A 19,163-nucleotide genomic window follows, 5' to 3' on the forward strand; every position below is an offset into this window, starting at 1 on the left:
CTTCGGTGTCCGGGCCGTCGTAGGTGCTGCGGCTAGCGGGTCAGGTGCCGGCGTCGGCGGCGGACCGCCAGTGCCGCTCCGAGCCCCAGCGCCAGCAGCGCACCGAGTGCCGCGAGGCTCAGGTCGCCCGCGCCGGTGTCGGCGAGGTCCCCGTCACCGGTCGAGCCGGTGGCGGTGCCGGCCGGACCGGTACCGGAGCCTCCCGTGCCGCCCCCCGCTCCCGGGTCGCCCGGGTCGGTGCCGCCGTTGCCGGGATCCGTGCCGCCGCCGGTGCCCGGGTCGGTCACCCCGCCGGGCAGGTGGGCGTCGGCGGTGATCCAGAACGCGACCGTGTAGGTGCGACTGGAGGCGCCGTCGGCCGAGGTGACCGTGACGGTCCGCGACCGGGCGGATGCATCGTCGATCGCCGCGAGGCTCCGGAACCGCGCTGCGAGGGGCTCGGCGACCGTCACCGTCGCTCCGTCGGCTGCAGCCGTGGCCGTGACCGCCGGGAGGGCGCGCCCCGCCGGCCAGTCCACCACGTAGGTGCGCGTGGCCGGATCGAAGCCGTCGATCGCGGTGCCCGCGACGCTGATCGCCGAGGCGGTCGAGACGCCGCGCTGGGTGGCGTCGGCGTAGTTCGTCACCGTCACCGTGCCGTCGGCGTTCACCGTCACCTGCGCGGTCAGCGCCTTGGCGAGGTTGATGCGCTCCCAGCTGGCGTCGCCCTGGGCGGTCAGGTCGAGCGGGTCGCCCGAGTCGAGCGCCGTCTGCTCCAGGATCTGCGTGCGCTGCGCGTCCGTCAGGTCCGGGAAGGCGGTGGTGAGCAGGCTGGCCGCCTCGGCCGGAACCGTGACCTTCTGGCCCTTCGCCGCGACCGGGGTGAACCCGTAGTCGAGGCGCTGGGTGTAGAGGTCGGTGGCGGCCGCGTCGTCCAGCCCCGCGTAGGGCGTGCCCGAGCAGGCGGCGATGGTGTCGCCGAACCCGTTCGCCTGGCACTCCTGCACCAGCACCTGCTCCAGCTCGTCGTGCGCCTGAAGCATCAGATCGGCGAACGCCGGGTCGGCCCAGCGGTGCGCGACCGTCGCCTGCGCATCCATCCGGCCGCCCATGACGTCGAGCGGATAGTGGAAGCCCAGGATGATGCGGTTGTTGCCGTACTCGGAGGCCCGGGCGAGCAGCTGGGGAGCGAGCTCCGGCAGCAGCGTGGCCATGGTCGTGCCGAAGGTGTACCCGCCGAACGTGTGACCGCTCGGGTAGGAGCCGCTGCCCGCGAGACCGTCATAGCCGCCGGTCTTGTTGTCGTAGATCAGGCCGCCCTGGCTGGCCAGCCCCATGCGCACGTACGGGCGCAGGTACTGGAAGTACGGCTTGGCCGCGTCCGCACCGCCGAGCCCCGATGCCACCCGGTCGAGGATGGCCTGGGTCTTCGGCAGCTTGCCCGCGCCGATGGCGGCGGCGTAGAGCGTACCGAGTCGCGAGCCCAGGGCGTCGGTCATCGTGGTGGCGGGCGAGTTGTCCGCATCCCGCTGCGCGCGATCGACCTGCGCGCTGGTGGCGGCGTGGTTGATCGCGAGCACCTTCTGGTCGTTCTCGGCGGTGATCGTCGACAGGTCGGCGACCTTCTCGTTCGCCCCGAGGGTGGAGGCTCCGAGCGCCGAGAAGCCGCGCAGGATGTACACGTTGTAGTCGACGCCGATCGGCGTGGCCGGCCAGGAATCGGACGGGTACGCGGCGCCGATCGTCCCGGACGGGAACGGGTCGGACGCGAGGGCCGCGAACGCCTCCGCGACGGCGGGTGCCGCCTCGGGGACGGCCGGGGCCGCCTCCGACGGTGCGGAGGCTCCCGTCGCGTTGAGGGCGCTGACCCGCGCGACGTACGCCTGCCCCGCCTTCAGCCAGGTGAAGACCGCCGAGAGCTGCGACGGATCGCCGATCGTGATCCGGTGGCCGTCGTCGAGGGTGACGACGTATCCGGCGATCTCGGATCCGCCGTCCTCGGTGGGCGCGTTCCAGCGGACGGCGACGCTCGATCCACTGACGGTGGCGGTGACCGAGAGAGGCGTGGCGGGCGCCACGACCGGCTTGGCGGCGAGGCCGTCCTGAGCGGAGGTGAGCGCGGAGGCTGCACCGTTCAGCGCGTCGTCCGTCGCCCCGGTGTCCGCCAGCACGGCCTTGGCCGCGTCGAGCGCTCCCGTGAAGGCCGCCCACGACTCGTCGGTGTACCGCTGGTCCGTCACGGCGGACGCCACGCTCACCAGGTGCGCGAGCGTGAGCCGCGAGACCGGGGTCAACTGGCTGGCCGCCAGGCTCAGGCTGCGCGCCTGGGCGTCGACCGCGCTCTGCGTCGCAGCGTCGGAGGCGAGCAGCTTCTTGGCCGCGGCGAGCTCGCGGAGGAACACCGCGAAGTCGATCGAGCCGTAGACGCCGGTCTTGTCAGCGAGCGGAGCGGTCGTGTCGATCGCATCCCGCAGCGCCGTCTTGTCGACGCCCGTCGTGAACGTCAGCTTGTCGATGTTGGCGACGTACGGGTGGTTCGCGTCGGCGGTCGTGTGCAGCACCACGGAGAGCCGGTGGCTGCCCGTGATCGACTTCGGCAGGGCGAGCTGGGCGGTGCCCGACTTCACCCAGTCGGAGCCGGTCGGTGCCAGCGGCAGGGTCGCGAACGGCGTACCCGGGTTGGCCGGATCGACGGCGTCCAGGTACAGGTCGATGCGCGAATTCGTGCCGCAGCGGGACGAGTTGTTCACGTAGTGCGTCGCGACCTGGGTGACCGCGGTGGCGCCGAAGTCGACGGTGCCGTAGTCGAGCCAGGCGCCGTCGTACGTGCCGCCCAGGTCGACGACGGTGCCATCGCTCCAGGTGGAGGTCTCGCTCTTCAGCGTGCCGCCGCTGTTCGACTTCCACGACTCGGCCTCGACCACCGTGGTGGTGTTCTTGGTCGGGACGAAGGTGACGTTGTCGATGTTGGCGACGTACGGGTGGCTCGCATCCGGCGTGGTGTGGAGCACCAGGTAGAGGCGGTGGCTGCCCGTGATGGTCTTCGGCAGGGTGATGGAGGTGTTGCCCGCCTTCACCCAGTCGGAGCCGGTGACCGCGAGCGGCACGTTGGCGTACGGGGTGCCCGGGTTGGCCGGGTCATAGCCGTCGAGGTAGACGTCGACGCTGGAGTTCGCACCGCAGCGGGACGAGTTGTTCACGTAGTGGATGGACACCTCGGCGATCGGCGTGGTGCCGAAGTCGATGGTGCCGTAGTCCAGCCACGCCTTGTCATAGGTCGCGCCGAGGTCCGTCACGGCCCCGTCGCTCCAGGTGGACTGCTCCGACTTGAGGCCGTTGCCGCTGTTCGTCTTCCAGGCCTCGGCCTCGACGACGACCGGAGCCGCACCGTCCGTGGCGGTCGCCGAGAACTGGAACCAGTCGAAGTTCGACACCCAGGCCTGGCCGTCCGGAGCCGTGAAGGTGAACGTCACCTTCTTGGCCGCGGCGAGAGCCGCCGGGTCGGTGATGGCCGCCGAGACGGTGACGTAGTTGCCCCAGCTGCCGGTACCCGGGAGGCTGACCGTGCCGACGACCGGCCCGTTCTCGTCCCCGGCGTGGACCGCGGCGCTGGAGGGCGCCGCGCTGGTGGCCTGCGAGTTCGCGTACCGGACCGCGATCCGCTTCGGCGTGGAGCCGGCGAAGTCGAGGTTGTTGTACCGCACCCACGACCCGGTGGTCACGCCTCCGAGGTCGCCGGTGGACTGGTAGGCCTCGTTCTTGAGCGAGCCCCCCGACCATTCGTCCGACTGCTCCGCCTGCAGGACGCGGTAGGCGCCCTGGTCGAGACCGAGGCCGTCGATCGCCGCCTGCAGCACGCTGGTCGCGCTGCGCAGCTTGGAGCTGCTGGCCGACGCGTCGCCGAGGACCTTCTGCGCTGCGGTCAGCGCCTTGGTGAGGGCGCTGTACGAGGCGAACGAGTAGTTGCCCGGCTGCACGAGCGCCGCCTGGTCGACCAGCTTCTGCAGGGCGACGCGGTCGGCGTTGGAGACCGTGAGCTCGAGGGCGGACAGGTCGGAGACGCCCTGGCCGGTCAGCGACGCAGCGGTCGCGCCGCCGCCGAGCGCCGCATCCGCGAAGTTCACGTGGAAGCGGGCGTTCTTCGTGATCGTGCCCGAGAGCTTGAGCGTCGCGGTGGTGGCGGAGGCGACCTTCAGGTCGGCCGTGACCGAGGAGGGGAGACCGCTGACGGTGGCTCCCCCGGTGCCGGTGATGCTGGATCCCACCGCACCGGTGAAGGTCGCGCCGCCGCCCAGGGTCAGGACGACGGAGCCGGAGACCGTGCCGTCGGCAGCGGCCGCGACCGAGGTGGCCGAGGCCCTGACCGGGTAGGTCTTCGCCGTTCCGCCGTCGCCGCCGCCCGGGTTGCCCGGGGTCCCGGTCGAACCGGTGCTCATCGAGTAGGCCGGCTTGGTGTCGGCGCCCCACGAGGTGGCCTTCGCGCCCATGTCGAAGGCCAGCGTGTCGCCGCCGACGATGGAGGAGTAGTCCACCCAGGTGTTGCCGTAGTCCGCGCCGCCGAGCTTCGCCGACTGGATGTAGAAGTTGTCCGACGACACGTTGCCCGCCGACACCGTGAAGGTGCGGCCGGTGTCGTAGGTGATCTTCGTGGAGTCGAAGAACGGCGAGCCGATCTGGTACTGCGACGAGCCTGCCGTCACCGGGAAGAGCCCGATCGCCGCGGCGACGAACATCGTCGACATGGTGCCGGCGTCGTTGTCCATGGTGGGCAGGAAGCCGGCCGGGTCGAGCTTGTAGACGTTGGTCTTGATCGGTGGGGTGAACTCGCCGTTGCCGCTCGGGGCCTCGTTCGTGCTGCCGGTCGCGATGTACCGGTTCCAGGTCGGCTTCGTGTAGATCGCGCGCGCCCACTTCTAGGTCAGGCTCGGCTCGCCGACGTAGTTGAACAGGTAGGGCGCCTGCAGGTCGATCTCGTTGGCGTTGGAGTGCAGCATCCCCTTGCCGTCGTCGGTCGCCGCATCCTCGCCGAACATGTGCTCGACGGCGAGCTTCGCCGCCTTCGTGCCGCCCATCGCCTGGATGGTGCCGGCCATGTCGTAGGCGCCGTACCAGTTGTACTGCCACGGCGTGCCCTGGTAGAGGTTGGCGGCCTCGAAGCGCTCGTAGTCGACGTTCGTCCAGTCGCCCGCTGCGTTGCGCGGGGTCAGGAGGCCGACCTTGGTGCCGTCGGCGGCCGTCCACGCGCCGGCCTTGAAGACGCTCTGGAAGGGCAGCGCGGCCTGCGACCGCAGGTCTTTCGCCTCATCGGTCTTGCCGAGCGCGTCCGCGATGATCGCGAGGGCCCACTGGTCGTAGCCGCGCTCGAGCGAGGAGCCCGGGCGGTCGGCGATGTAGCCCTGGCGCAGCTCCTGGCCGGAGTAGTAGCCGACGAGGTTGTGCAGGGTCGGGTAGGCCTCGTCGAGGCGGGTGAAGCCGGTGTAGCCCTTCGAGAGCGCGTCGGCGACGATGACGGCGGAGCGCTCCCAGCGGACCGTCGGCACGCCCTGGACCAGGCTCGCGAGGTTCGCCGCGCCCGATGCGTTCTGGTCGGCGAACAGCGTGATCAGCGATTGGATCATGTCGCGGTAGAGGGTCGGGTCGACGTAGGCGATCACCGAGTACTTGCGGAAGTCGTCCCACGAGGACCAGCCGTCGTAGTACGTGTAGTCGTCCACCTGGTGCACGGCGCCGTCGACACCGCGGTAGGTGCCGGAGGTGCTGGTGGCGTTGGTCGGCACCGCGAACATCCGGTACAGGTGCGTATAGAAGAGCTTCTTCAGCGTGCCGTCCGGGTCGCTCTGCGTGGAGGCGGTCACGTCGACCGCGCCCAGGCGGGCGTTCCAGGCCGCCGCCGTCTCGGAGCGCACCTGGTCGAAGGTCTTGCCGCCGACCTCGTTGGCCTGGTCGATCTGCGCCTGCGCGGCGCTGATCGGCGAGAGCGTGATGCGCAGCTCGACCTGCTGGCCGGCGGCCGGGTCGAAGCCGATCACGGCGCCGGTGTCGGTGCCCGTGCGGGTCGTGGTCGCATCCAGCGCCGAGCCGTCGGCCCACGTGCGCACCGAGGCGACCTTCTGCGCGGTCTCGGCGTAGTACGACATCGCGTAGGAGGCGCCGTTGAAGTTGCCGGCGAAGGTGCCCGAGAGCGCGAGACGGCCGTCGGCGAGCGTCGTCGTCGTGATGGACGACCCCGTGCGGCTGGTGAAGTTGTTGTTGAGGTCGAAGACCAGCGAGGGGGTCTTGCCCGCGGGGAACGTGTAGCGGTGCATCGCCGTGCGCGTTGCGGCGGCGACCTCCGCATCGATCGTCCCGCCCGGCGCGGTCACGGCGCCGTCGGTCCCGGCGATCTCGCCGAGGCCCACGCGGTAGTAGCCCGGTGTCGCCTCCTCGTCGCTGTGCGAGTAGGGGTGCGCGTAGGAGGCGGTGGAGGGGCGGGCCGAGTAGTTCACCTCGGTCGGGACGACGAGGATGTCGCCACCGCCGCCCGAGCCGCCCACGCCGTCGAGGTTGGTCTGGGTGAAGCCTGCGATCTTCTTCTCGTTGTAGTCGTAGCCGGTGTGGTTGCGGTTCGGGGTGGTGAGGGGGTTCACCTTCGCGAGGCCGTTCGGCGCCTGCGCTCCCGGGAGGTCGTTGCCGTCGTCGCCCGCGGTGCTGACGAAGGGATCGACGAACGATGTGTAGTCGGTCGCCGCCGGGGTCGCGGTGGGGGCGGCGATCGCGGACACGGCGGTGAGACCGGTCCCAGATGCGACGAGGGCCGTGGCGACGGCGACGGCCGCGAGCCGTCCGGTGAGATCCCGTCTGCGGGATGGCGCCCAAGGCGCGCGGGTGTTGCCGGGCATGAATCAGCTCCTGGTTCTGGTGAAGGTGTGACCGAGTGACCCCGCATGTGACAGCGCTGTCATGGCAGAGAGTCAACCCTGCCGGCGCCGCTTTCGTCAAGCGCCTCGCGAGAACCGATAGGGAGGCTATCGATCCTGGATGGAACGGAATGGGCCCCAGCAGTGTCCGGCGGGCAGCGTGGAAGTGTCCAGCAGGTGAACTCCGCCGCGCCCCTCGCCAGCCGCTGGCCCAGCGGCCCGCGGCCGTGTGCGGTCGTGTGCGGCCTCGCGAGCCGCGCACATTCGGCACGAATGTGGACTTTCGGGGCCCGTATCCCGTCATTCGACACGAATGTCGGCATCCTCCCCGCGCGTCACCCGGCGGGGTTCCGCGAGGGCGGTCACGCTCGGGCGGCGGTGACCTTCTTCTTCAGGAAGAGCAGCGGCAGGAGCCAGCCGCCGAGCGCCGTCACGAACCAGACGATCAAGGCGGCGAGCGCCCACGTCACGAAGTCGTCGACCCGGATCCCGCCGGGGAACAGGGCGGCCACGATGAGGGCCACGAGTGTCGACACAAGGCCGATCCCGCCGAGGACCGCGGACGCGTGCTTGCGCGCCAGGTTGAAGATGAACGGCGACAGCACGCTCTGCGCGATGGCGAACACCACGACCGCGATGATCCCGCCCTCCCAGTCGAGGTGGAACCCCGGGAGCAGCCAGGCCGCCACCAGCAGGCCCAGCGCAGCGGTCACGACGAAGATCGCCACCCGGATGAGGAACCTGACCATGTGTGGACAGTAGCGTTTCGCGCATCCCGACCGCTAGCCTGACGCCACAGTCACCAGGAGGCGCGCCATGACCGACCACGACCCGTCCCCCTCCTCGCCCACCGGATCGGGCGCCGACGGCGTCGTCCCTGGCGACGACATCGCCGCTCCGTCCGTGGCCGCGGCTCCCGAAGAGACCCGCCCCTCCCGCGCCACCTGGGCCACCGCCCTGCTCGTCACCGGCGTCGCGCTCACCCTGATCGCGGGCGGCTTCATCGCCGGCACGATCACCACGGCCGCGGTGAGTGCCGGGAACAGCGGCTCCTGCAACGCCTCCTCGGTCGCGAACGGCGTGCTGCCCACCATCGTCACGATCTCGGTCACGTCGTCGTCCGGCGGGCGGAGCAACGGCAGCGGGCAGATCATCACCGACGACGGCTACATCCTCACGAACAACCACGTCATCTCGCCGGCCGCGTCGGGCGGGTCCCTCTCGGTGCGGTTCAGCGACGGCCACGACCTGGCCGCGAAGCTGGTCGGCCGCGACCCGAAGACCGACCTGGCCGTCGTCAAGGTCGAGGACGACGAGCCGTTGCCGGTGATCTCCATCGGCGACTCCGGCAGCCTGTCCGTCGGCCAGCCCGTGGTCGCGCTCGGCGCGCCGCTCGGCCTCTCGAGCACCGTCACCGCGGGTATCGTGAGCGCCCTCGGCCGCACCGTCCCCGTCCCGAGCGACGACGACCGCAACGCGGTGCTCGTCGGCGCCATCCAGACCGACGCCTCCATCAACCCCGGCAACTCCGGAGGTGCACTGGTCGACTGCCGCGGCCGCCTGGTGGGCGTGAACACGGCGATCGCGACCGTGCCCGGCAGCGCGGGCCAGAGCAGCACCGGCAGCGTCGGCATCGGATTCGCCGTACCCGAGTCCTCGGCGATGCGCATCGCGCACGAGATCATCGACCACGGCGAGGTCTCGTATCCGACGGCGGGCATGGACGTCCTGCCCATCCCTCCCGGAGTCGCCGCGGCCTACGGGATCACCGACGGCCTGTTCGTCACGGCGGTGGATGCCGGAGGCCCTGCCGCCGGCGCCGGGATCCGCCCCGGCGACGTCGTGACGAGCCTGAACGGCACGCCCGCGAGCAGCGTCGACGTGCTGACGGCACTGCAGATCACCTCAGCCCCCGGCGACACGGTCGACGTGGGCTTCGTCCGCGCCGGCCACGAGCGCGAGGCGAAGCTCACCCTCGCCGCCGGCTGACCCCGGTCAGGGCCTCCGGCTGACCCCGGCCCCGCCACGCCACGCCACCATCCATCCGTCACAACACGCCGCGCGTGCGCGGCACACCACGGCATGTCGTGACAAATGGATGGCCGCCGCACAACCAGTGGACGCAACACGCCGCGCACGCCCACCACCGCACGGCATGTCGTGACAAACGGATGGCCGCCGAACGTCCCCGGGGACGCAACACGCGGCCCCGCCCCCGACCCCGCCGCTCAGCTTCCCCGGATGCGACGCGAGAGCTCGGCCGCGGCATCGCGCACCCGGCCGGCGAGCGCCTCCCACTCCGCGGGAGGGACATTCTCGCGCGGGAAGGTCACCGCGATCCCGGCCGCCGGCCAGCCGGCGTGGTCGCGCACGGACACCGCGACGGAGGCGAATCCGGGGGTGACCTCGCCGTCCTCCGTCGCGTAGCCGCGGTCCCGCACCTCGGCGAGCACCCGGCGCAGCTCGCCGTAGGAGTGCGGTCCCGCGCCCGTGCGCTCCTCGAAGGCGTCGCGGTCGGGGTAGAGCGCGCGCAGCTGTCCCGCGGGGAGTGTCGCCAGCAGTGCGCGCCCGCTCGCCGTGAGGTGTGCCGGGAGGCGCACGCCGACGTCCGTGACCAGTCGCGGGCGCCGGGGCGCCCGCTCCTCGACGATGTAGACGACGTCGCGGCCGTGCAGCACGGCGACATGCCCGGACTCGCCGATGGCATCCACGAGCCCGGCGACGATCGGCCGGCCGAGCCTGCTGAGCGGTTGCTGCCGCGAGAAGGCGCTGGAGAGCTCGTAGGCGGCGACGCCCAGCCCGTAGCGTCGGGCCTCCGGGAAGTGCAGGACGAACCCGTGATCGCCCAGCACGGCGAGCAGGTGGTAGACGGTGGAGCGCGGCAGGTCGAGTGCGGTCGCGATGCTCGCCGCCGGCACCGGTCCGCGCTGGGCTGCCAGATGACCGAGGATGCGGAGGGTGTTCTCCGCGGCGGGGACCTTGCTCACGCGAACCTCCTCTCCGGCGGGGCCACGACGTCTTCGCCGGGGCCACGACGCCGCGCTTCTGTCTGGTATCCCGGACACCGATGAGTGTACAACCGGCCCGCCACCGGGGCGCCACGGCGAGGATCGGAGCATGCTCCTCACCACCGCCCCCGTCACCGTCGGCGCCGCCCCGCTCACCGTCGCGGACGTCGTCGCGGTCGCCCGTCACGACGCCCGCATCGAGCTCGACCGGAACGCGCTCGACGCCGTCCGCGCCTCCCGCGCCATCGTGGAGGGCCTCGCCGGCGACGTGGAGCCGCACTACGGCATCTCGACCGGCTTCGGCGCCCTGGCCACCACCTTCATCCCCGCCGAGCGCCGCGCGCAGCTGCAGGCCAGCCTCGTGCGGTCGCACGCCGCGGGCAGCGGACCGGAGGTCGAGAGGGAGGTCGTCCGCGCCCTCATGCTGCTGCGCCTCGCCACGCTCACGACCGGCCGCACCGGCGCGACGCCGCGCACGGTGGAGACCTACGCGGCCCTGCTCAACGCCGGGATCACCCCGATCGTCCGCGAGTACGGCTCGCTCGGCTGCTCCGGCGACCTCGCCCCGCTCGCGCACTGCGCCCTCGCGGCCATGGGCGAAGGGCAGGTGCGCGTCGACGGCGAGCTCCTCGACGCGTCGGACGCCCTCGCCGCAGCGGGCATCGAGCCGCTGGTGCTCGCCGAGAAGGAGGGCCTCGCCCTCATCAACGGCACCGACGGGATGCTCGGGATGCTGTCCCTCGCCCTGCACGACCTCCAGCGCCTGCTGATCACCGCCGACATCGCCGCCGCGCTGAGTGTCGAGGCCCTGCTCGGCACCGACGCGGTCTTCGCGGCGGATCTGCAGCGGCTGCGACCGCAGGCCGGCCAGGCCGTCGCGGCGGGCAACCTCCGCGCCCTGCTCGCCGGCTCGCCGCTCGTCGCCAGCCACAAGGGCCCCGAGTGCACGCGCGTGCAGGATGCGTACTCGCTCCGCTGCGCACCTCAGGTCCACGGCGGCGCCCGCGACACCGTCGCCCACGCGACCTCGGTGGCCGAGCGCGAGCTGGCCTCCGCCATCGACAACCCGGTGCTGACGCTCGACGGCCGGGTGGAGTCGAACGGCAACTTCCACGGGGCGCCCGTCGCGTACGTGCTCGACTTCCTGGCGATCGTGGTGGCGGATGTGGCAAGCATGTCGGAGCGCCGCACCGACCGCTTTCTCGATCCGGCCCGCAACCAGGGCCTTCCGCCGTTCCTCGCCCACGAGGTGGGGGTCGATTCCGGGCTGATGATCACGCAGTACACCGCGGCGGGCATCGTCTCGGAGCTCAAACGGCTCGCGGCCCCGGCTTCGGCCGACTCCATCCCGTCGTCCGCCATGCAGGAGGATCACGTGTCGATGGGTTGGGCCGCGGGCCGCAAGCTCCGCCGCGCGGTCGACGGGCTGACCCGGGTGCTCGCGATCGAGGTGCTCACGGCCTCGCGCGGCGCCGACCTGCGGGCTCCGCTCGCGCAGGGCCCGGCGACAGGTGCCGTGACCGCTGCCCTGCGTGAGTCGGTCGCCGGCCCCGGCCCCGACCGCTACCTGTCCCCCGAGATCGAGGCCGCCGTCGCGCTCGTCGCCTCCGGCGCCCTGCTCGACGCCGCCGACGCCGCCCTCCCCACCCCCCTGACCTGACCCGCCCCACCATCCACAACCCGCTCGCCGAGCGGGCACGAACTGCACAGAAATCAGCCGAGAGGGCGAATTGTTCGCCCTCTCGGCGGGACCGAAGGAGTCACGACTCATGGACGGAGCACGAGCGGTGCGCGCAGCGCGCGGCACCCGGCTGAGCGCGAAGAGCTGGCAGACCGAGGCACCCCTCCGGATGCTGATGAACAACCTGGACCCCGAGGTCGCCGAGCGCCCCGACGACCTCGTCGTCTACGGCGGCACGGGCCGTGCGGCTCGCAGCTGGGAGGCCTTCGACGCCATCGTGGAGACCCTCCGCGACCTCGAGCCCGACGAGACCCTCCTCGTGCAGTCGGGCAAGCCGGTCGGGGTGTTCCGCACCCACGAGTGGGCCCCGCGGGTGCTCATCGCGAACTCCAACCTGGTCGGCGACTGGGCCACGTGGCCCGAGTTCCGCCGCCTGGAGGCGCTCGGCCTCACCATGTACGGCCAGATGACCGCCGGCTCGTGGATCTACATCGGCTCGCAGGGCATCCTGCAGGGCACGTACGAGACGTTCGGCGCGGTCGCCCGCAAGCTCGCGGCGCGGCGGGGCGGGGCCGACGATCAGGGTGGAGGCTCGCTGGCAGGCACCCTCACTCTCACCGGGGGATGCGGCGGGATGGGCGGCGCGCAGCCGCTGGCCGTCACGCTCAACGGCGGTGCCGTGCTGATCGTCGACGTGGACCGCACGCGCCTCCAGCGCCGCGTCGATCACGGGTATCTGGACGAGGTGGCGGAGGGCCTCGACGACGCCGTCGCGCGCGCCGTCGCTGCGAAGGAGGAGGGCCGCGCGCTCTCGGTCGGCCTCGTCGGCAACGCGGCCGAGGTGTTCCCCGAGCTGCTGCGCCGAGGCGTCCCCATCGACATCGTCACCGACCAGACCAGCGCCCACGACCCCCTCAGCTACCTGCCGATCGGTATCGGCGTCGACGAGTGGCACGAGCGGGCCGCGGCCGACCCGGAGGCGTTCACCGACGCCGCCCGCGCGTCGATGGCCGCCCAGGTGGAGGCGATGGTCGGGTTCCTGGACGCCGGCGCCGAGGTCTTCGACTACGGCAACTCCATCCGCATCGAGGCGCAGCTCGGCGGCTACGACCGCGCCTTCGACTTCCCCGGGTTCGTGCCAGCCTACATCCGCCCGCTCTTCGCCGAGGGCAAGGGCCCGTTCCGCTGGGCGGCGCTCTCGGGCGACCCGGCGGACATCGCCGCGACCGACCGTGCCGTGCTCGAGCTCTTCCCGGAGGACGAGCACCTGCGCCGCTGGATCACGCAGGCCGGCGAGAAGGTGCCGTTCGAGGGCCTCCCGGCGCGGATCTGCTGGCTCGGCTACCAGGAGCGCCATCTCGCGGGCCTCAAGTTCAACGAGATGGTCGCCTCGGGCGAGCTGAGTGCGCCGATCGTGATCGGCCGCGACCACCTCGACTCGGGGTCCGTCGCCTCGCCGTACCGCGAGACCGAGTCGATGGCCGACGGATCGGACGCCATCGCCGACTGGCCGCTGCTCAACGCCCTGCTGAACACGGCCTCGGGCGCGACCTGGGTGTCCCTGCACCACGGCGGCGGCGTCGGGATCGGCCGCAGCATCCACGCCGGGCAGGTCGTCGTCGCCGACGGGACGGAGCTCGCCGCGCAGAAGATCGCGCGCGTGCTGGTCAACGACCCGGGCACCGGCGTGATGCGCCATGTGGATGCGGGCTACGAGCGTGCGGTGGAGGTCGCCGATGAGCGCGGCCTGCGCGTCCCGATGCGCGAGCACGAGGCTCGAGCGACGGCGGCGACCGCAGCACCGGCAGCACCGGCAGCACCCGCAGCGGAGCACGAGGCGCACTGATGACGCGGGCGACGCTCCTCACCGGCATCGGCGAGCTCGTCACGTTCGACGCGGCGCACGAGGGTGCCCTCGGCGTGGTCCGCGACGCCGCGCTCCTCACGGTCGACGGCCGGGTCGAGTGGAGCGGTCCCGCGGCGGACGCACCGCTCGCCGACGCGGATGAGGTCGCGGACGCCGATGGCGCCGCCGTCATCCCGGGTTTCGTCGACAGTCACACGCATCTCGTCTTCGCCGGGGACCGCTCGGCCGAGTTCGAGGCGAGGATGGCCGGTCGCCCGTATTCCGCGGGCGGCATACGGAGCACCGTCGCCGCGACGCGAGCGGCTTCCGACGACGAGCTGCGTAACCATCTCAGCCGGTTCAGCGCCGAGCTCCGAGCTCAGGGCACCACCACCTTCGAGGTCAAGAGCGGTTACGGACTCACGGTCGCCGACGAGCAGCGCTCCCTGCGCCTCGCTCAGGAGGTCACCGCCGAGACCACATTCCTCGGCGCGCATGTCGTGCCTCCGGAGTACGCGGACGCCCCGGACGACTACGTCGACCTCGTCATCGGCCCGATGCTCGACGCCTGCGCACCGCACGCCCGCTGGATCGACGTCTTCTGCGAGACCGGGGCGTTCGACCCCGAGCAGACCCGGCGCATCCTGACCGCCGGTGCGGAGCGCGGTCTCGGCCTGCGACTGCACGCCAGTCAGCTCGGCCCCGGCGACGGAGTCGCCCTCGCCGTCGAGCTCGGCGCCGCCGCCGTGGACCACTGCACCTACCTCACCGACCGCGACGTGGACGCGCTGGCCGGCTCGGACACCGTCGCGGGGCTTCTCCCCGGAGTCGAGTTCGCGACCCGGCATCCCTACCCCGACGCGCGCCGCCTGCTCGACGCGGGCGTGCGCGTCGCGCTCGCGAGCGACTGCAATCCCGGCTCGTCGTTCACCTCGTCGCTGGCGTTCTGCATCGCGGTCGCCGTGCGTGACATGGGCATGACGGTGGCGGAGGCCCTCCGAGCCGCAACGCTCGGCGGGGCGGAGTCGCTGCGCCGCGACGACGTGGGCCATCTCCGTCCGGGCGCCCGTGCCGACTACGTCGTGCTGGACGCGCCGTCGTTCGTCCACCTCGCGTACCGCCCCGGCGTGCCGCTGGTGGCGCGCACCGTCATCGGCGGCGCCTGACGCGACGCGCAGCGGCCCGCCGATCGCAGCGCGCTCCGCCCCTCAGGACGTGCGCGACGCCACTCCGGCTGCCGCCTCGAGCACCAGGAGCGCGGCGAGCCGCACGGTGCGCTCGTCCGCGGCGTCGGCCGTCGCGTCCACCTCGGCGATGTCGAGCGACCGCACGAGCGGGGAGGCCGCCGCCAGTCGTGCGACGCGACGCAGCTCCCAGGCGGCCAGCCCGCCCGGGACCGACGCCGGGCATCCCGGAGCGACCGAGCGGTCGCAGACGTCCACATCCAGGTCGACGTGCACAGGCCCTCCCGCGGCTCCTGCGATCTCCAGCGCCTCGGCGAGCACGTCGTCCAGGGGCCGGCGGTGCAGAGCGTCGCGGGTGATGACGGTGATCCCGAGGTCGGCGGCCCTGCGCGTGTAGGCGGCCGAGTTGGCGAAGTCTGCGATGCCGATCTGCACCACCCGCGTTCCTGCGAGGCCGGCCTCGACCAGCCGTCGCACCGGCGAGCCGTTCGAGACGCCGTCGCGGAGGTCGTGGTGGGCGTCGAGGGTGATCAGGCCGGCCGACGGCAGCTCGTCGCCGTAGGCGCCCAGGGCGGCCGGAACGGTCAGCGCGTTGTCGCCCCCGACCGCGACCGTGACCGTCGCTCGCGCGACGGCGGACCGCATCGCCGCGGTCGCCCGCGCTTCCCCCTCGGAGCCGTCGGGCTCGGCGACATCGCCCGCGTCGACGAGGCGGAGGCTTTCCACCTCCACGCCCTCAGCATGCGGGGAGTACCGTCGCAGCGCGGCACGCACGGCGGCGGGCGTCGCGTGCGCGCCGGTCGCCGAGAGCGAGGTGCGCCAGGTCGGGATGCCGATCAGCGCCAGATCGGCGCGTTCACCCCCGGCGAGCTCGTCGACGGAGGGCCAGTCCCCGGCCCGGGGCCAGAGCGGGTCGACGGACAGCGATGGCGTGCTCATAGCGCGACGATACCGAGCGGGGGATGCGCGAGCCTGTTCGGTCGCGCATCCCCCGTCTGGGATCCCGGACGACGTGTCGATCGCCCGGGACGTCGTCAGAGCTGCTGTCCCCCGGCGGGCGAGGTGAACACGGGCGGCTCGGGGTTGGCGTCCGGCCGGTCGCCACCGGCGGACGGGCCGCTCGCGGACGGCCCACCGGCCGACGGACCACCGGCGGACGGGCCGCTCGTGGCCGAGCCGTCGTCGCCGCCGCTCTTCGCCGCCTTCTTCGCCTGCCGCCGCTCCCGCGCCCCCTCGACGAGGTTGTACAGCGTCGGCAGTACGACCAGTGTCAGGACGGTCGACGACACCAGGCCGCCGATCACGACGATCGCGAGCGGCTGCGAGATGAACCCGCCGTGGCCGGTCAGGCCGATCGCCATGGGGGTGAGCGCCGCGATGGTCGCCAGGGCGGTCATCAGGATGGGGCGCAGACGCCGGGAGGCGCCGTGCACGACCGCCTCCGAGACCGAGAGGCCGCGCCTGCGGTACTGGTTCACCAGGTCGATCAGCACGATCGCGTTGGTCACCACGATGCCGATCAGCATCAGCACGCCGATGAGCGACGCGACGCCGAGCGGGATGCCCGAGACGAGCTGCAGCAGGATCGCGCCAGTCGCCGCGAACGGCACGGAGACGAGCAGCAGCAGCGGCTGGCGCAGCGAGCGGAACGTCGCCACCATCACGATGTAGACGATCAGGATCGCGGCCAGCAGCGCGAGGCCGAGCTGCGCGAACGCGTCCGTCTGGCTCGACGAGACGCCGCCGATCTTCGCCGTGGCTCCCTCGGGCAGGTCGGCCTTGGTCAGCGCCTTCGTCACGTCGGCGCTGGCGACGGACAGGTTGTCCGTGGCCGGGGAGGCGGTGACGGTGGAGGTGCGCAGCCCGCGCTCCGTGGTCACCGTCGCCGGGCCCTTGGACTCTTCGACGGTGGCCAGAGAGCTGAGCGGCACGAGACCGGTCGTCGTCGGGATCTGGAGGTCCGCGAGGCCGGCGACCGTGGTCGGCGCGTCGGCGTTCTGGATGTAGATCGTCAGCGTCGTGTCGTCGATGGCGACCGACCCGGCCTGGGTCGGCTGCATCGCCTGCGACACGATGGTGCCGACGGCGACCTCGCTGAGGCCCGCTTCCGCAGCCTTCGTGCGGTCGACGGTCACCGCGATGTACGGCAGCGAGGCGCTGAGGTTGTCGGTGACCTGCTTGAGCGAGTCGTGCTTCTTGAGCTCGGCGACGACCGAGTCGGTCGCCTTCTGCAGGTCGGCGCTCGAGCTGGCCGAGATGTCGACCTCGATGTCGCTGGAGGCGCCGAATCCGCTCTGCGACGACACCTGGATGGTGCCCTGCCCGTTCAGGGAGCCGAGCTCGCTCTCGATGGTGTTCTGCAGCTTCTCCTGGTCGACGTCGGGGTCGGTCGTGATCGAGAACGTCGTGCTGCCTCCCCCGCCGCCGGCGAACGCGTCGCGGAGCGAGGAGCCACTGGAGCCGATCGACACCTGCACGGTCTCGACGCCCTTGGTGTCGAGCAGCTTCTGCTCGACCGACTTCGCGGCGTCGTCCTTCGACTGGAGGCTCGCACCGGGCTCCAGCGTCTGCGTGATCGTGAGCGAGTTCTGGCCGCTCGCGCCCAGGAAGTTCGTCTTCATCAGTGGAGCGAGCGCGACCGTTCCGACGAGCACGAGGATCGAGAGGATCACCGTGATCGCCGAGTGCTTGAGGGTCCACCGGATGATCGGCAGGTAGCCCTTCTGCAGGCGCGACGGGTGCTCGAGCTCGTCGTGGCCGGAGGCCGCGGCCTCCTCGACGGTCAGGTGGGCCGCGTCGTCGTCATGCTCGGCGCCGCCCTCGTGCTTGCGCGCCTTCGGGGCTCGCAGGAACCAGTAGGCGAGCACCGGGACGATCGTCAGCGCGACGAGCAGCGACGAGAGCAGAGCGATCGTGACCGTGAGCGCGAACGGCCGGAACAGCTCGCCCGTCACGTCGCCGACGAAGGCCAACGGCAGGAACACCGCGACGGTCGTGATGGTGGAGGCGGTGATCGCGCCCGCGACCTCCCGCACAGCGCGCACGATCGTGACCGCGCGATCGGCGCCGGGCACCAGCTGTCTCTTGATGTTCTCGATGACGACGATGGAGTCGTCGACCACGCGCCCGATCGCGATCGTGAGCGCGCCGAGCGTGATGATGTTGAGGGTGTAGCCGGTCGCCCACATCACGACGAAGGTGATGAGCACGCTGGTCGGGATGGAGATCGCCGTCACCAGGGTGGAGCGCACCGACAGCAGGAACACCAGGATGACGATGACCGCCATCACGAGGCCGAGCAGGCCCTCCTCGGTGAGCGAGTTGATCGACTGGGTGATGAACGGGGCCTGGTCGAACACGACGGTGATCTTCGCGTCGGAGCCCAGCTTCTTCTGGAGGTCGGGGATGAGCTCCGTCACGCCGTGCGAGACCTCGACGGTGTTGGCGGAGGGGAGCTTGGTGACCGCGATGGTGAGGGCGGGCTTGCCGTCGACGCGCGAGATGGAGGTGATCGGGTCGTCGGTCTCGGCCACGGTGGCGACGTCGCCGATGGTGGGCGGAGTGGCCGACTCGGCGGTGGCCGCGCCCGCTGCCGCTTCGGCGGCGGCACCATATGCGCCGGTCGCGCCGGTCGCACCCGAGGCACCGGTCGCACCGGTGGCGCCGGTCGCACCAGAGGCACCGGTCGCGCCCGAAGCACCGGCCGTGGCCGTGCGCACGAGCGGCAGCGCCGCGATGTCGTCGACCGAGGCGAGCTGCTTGCCCGACTGGATGGAGAGGGTCTTGCCGTCCTCGGTGATGGAACCGCCCGGAAGCAGCACGCCGTTCTGCTGCAGGGCGTCCTTCACCGCCGAGCTGCTCACCCCGGCCGCCGCGAGCTTCGCCGCGTCGGGCGTGATGGTGATGCGGCGGCCGACCTCGCCGACCAGCTGGGCGCCGTTGACGCCGGTGACGTCCTTGATGTCGGGGAGGGCGAGCTTGGTGATGTCGTCGGCGAGCGTGCGCTGGTCGCCGCTGCTGCTGACCGCCAGCTGGATCACCGGCAGGTCGTCGATGCTGCCGGAGACGACCTGCGGCTCGACGCCCGACGGAAGGTTCGACTTGATCTGGTTGATCGCGCGGTCGATCTTCTGCTCGGCGGTCGCCAGGTCGGTTCCGTAGGTGAACTTCGCCGTGATGATCGACTGGTTGGTGCTGCTGACCGCGGAGGTGCTCTCGAGGTCGGGCACGCCCTGGATGGCCGCCTCGACCGGGGTGCTCACGTCGTTGTTCACGACCTCCGGCGACGCGCCGGGGTAGGTCGACACGACCGCGAGCTGCGGGAACGAGATCGACGGGATCAGCTCCTGCTTCAGGTTGGTGAGCGCGAGACCGCCGAACACGGCCGCCACGATGGTGACGAGCGCGATCAAGGCGCGGTTCTTCATGCTGAGCACAGCGAGAAAGTGCACGGATGTTCCCCTCAGCGGGTGTGGATGCAGGACGTGCGGCATCGATGACGCACGCAGAGTATCTCATTGCAGCGTGTGCAACTTCCTCATGCCGTGGTACCACTTCGGGTGGAGGCCT

At 71.8% G+C, this 19,163-nt stretch carries 9 protein-coding genes and 1 pseudogene; 4 read left to right on the top strand and 6 right to left on the bottom strand.

Annotated elements, in window-relative coordinates:
* Positions 1 to 32 precede the first annotated feature (32 nt).
* The 3 genes and pseudogenes from ACFVU2_RS18430 to ACFVU2_RS18440 all read right to left on the bottom strand — a co-directional run bounded on the left by ACFVU2_RS18430 (position 33) and on the right by ACFVU2_RS18440 (position 7,624).
* On the bottom strand, positions 33 to 4,466 hold the full coding sequence (locus ACFVU2_RS18430) for a carbohydrate-binding protein (protein WP_387877590.1): 4,434 nt from the start codon (positions 4,464 to 4,466) through the stop codon (positions 33 to 35).
* A 54-nt stretch (positions 4,467 to 4,520) separates the two neighbouring features.
* A pseudogene (locus ACFVU2_RS18435) lies at positions 4,521 to 6,857 on the bottom strand (glycoside hydrolase domain-containing protein); the annotation flags it as partial.
* Positions 6,858 to 7,237: 380 nt separating this feature from the next.
* Positions 7,238 to 7,624, bottom strand: coding sequence for a phage holin family protein (locus tag ACFVU2_RS18440; RefSeq protein WP_387877389.1), 387 nt, complete (start codon positions 7,622 to 7,624; stop codon positions 7,238 to 7,240).
* 67 nt (positions 7,625 to 7,691) lie between these two features.
* On the opposite strand from ACFVU2_RS18440, the gene ACFVU2_RS18445 reads away from it, so the two are divergent.
* Entirely contained in the window at positions 7,692 to 8,864 is a 1,173-nt protein-coding gene (locus tag ACFVU2_RS18445; RefSeq protein ID WP_387877392.1) for a S1C family serine protease, read from the top strand.
* Positions 8,865 to 9,103: 239 nt separating this feature from the next.
* Here the strand turns inward: ACFVU2_RS18445 and ACFVU2_RS18450 are convergent, their stop codons facing one another.
* On the bottom strand, positions 9,104 to 9,862 hold the full coding sequence (locus ACFVU2_RS18450; RefSeq protein WP_387877394.1) for an IclR family transcriptional regulator: 759 nt from the start codon (positions 9,860 to 9,862) through the stop codon (positions 9,104 to 9,106).
* Between the two features lie 130 nt (positions 9,863 to 9,992).
* Here ACFVU2_RS18450 and hutH point away from each other — a divergent pair, with 130 nt between their 5' ends.
* From hutH to hutI, 3 genes are all read left to right on the top strand, one after another.
* Entirely contained in the window at positions 9,993 to 11,543 is a 1,551-nt protein-coding gene (gene hutH, locus ACFVU2_RS18455) for a histidine ammonia-lyase (protein WP_387877397.1), read from the top strand.
* Positions 11,544 to 11,652: 109 nt separating this feature from the next.
* Positions 11,653 to 13,410: a urocanate hydratase gene (gene hutU, locus ACFVU2_RS18460; RefSeq protein WP_387877400.1), complete on the top strand. Its 1,758-nt coding sequence runs from the start codon at positions 11,653 to 11,655 to the stop codon at positions 13,408 to 13,410.
* Positions 13,410 to 14,576 (top strand): imidazolonepropionase, encoded by a 1,167-nt coding sequence (gene hutI / locus ACFVU2_RS18465; protein ID WP_387877402.1) that lies wholly within the window; start codon positions 13,410 to 13,412, stop codon positions 14,574 to 14,576. Before hutU ends, hutI begins: the two co-directional genes overlap by 1 nt.
* 42 nt (positions 14,577 to 14,618) lie before the next feature.
* On the opposite strand, the gene ACFVU2_RS18470 is transcribed toward hutI, so the two are convergent.
* Positions 14,619 to 15,533 carry an arginase family protein gene (locus tag ACFVU2_RS18470; protein WP_387877405.1) on the bottom strand — a complete coding sequence of 305 codons (915 nt, stop codon included), beginning with the start codon at positions 15,531 to 15,533 and terminating at the stop codon, positions 14,619 to 14,621.
* A 95-nt stretch (positions 15,534 to 15,628) separates the two neighbouring features.
* On the bottom strand, positions 15,629 to 19,045 hold the full coding sequence (locus ACFVU2_RS18475; protein ID WP_387877407.1) for an efflux RND transporter permease subunit: 3,417 nt from the start codon (positions 19,043 to 19,045) through the stop codon (positions 15,629 to 15,631).
* Between the last annotated feature and the right edge of the window lie 118 nt (positions 19,046 to 19,163).

It is taken from the genome of Leifsonia sp. NPDC058194 (genome assembly GCF_042883605.1).
Lineage (GTDB): Bacteria > Actinomycetota > Actinomycetes > Actinomycetales > Microbacteriaceae > Leifsonia.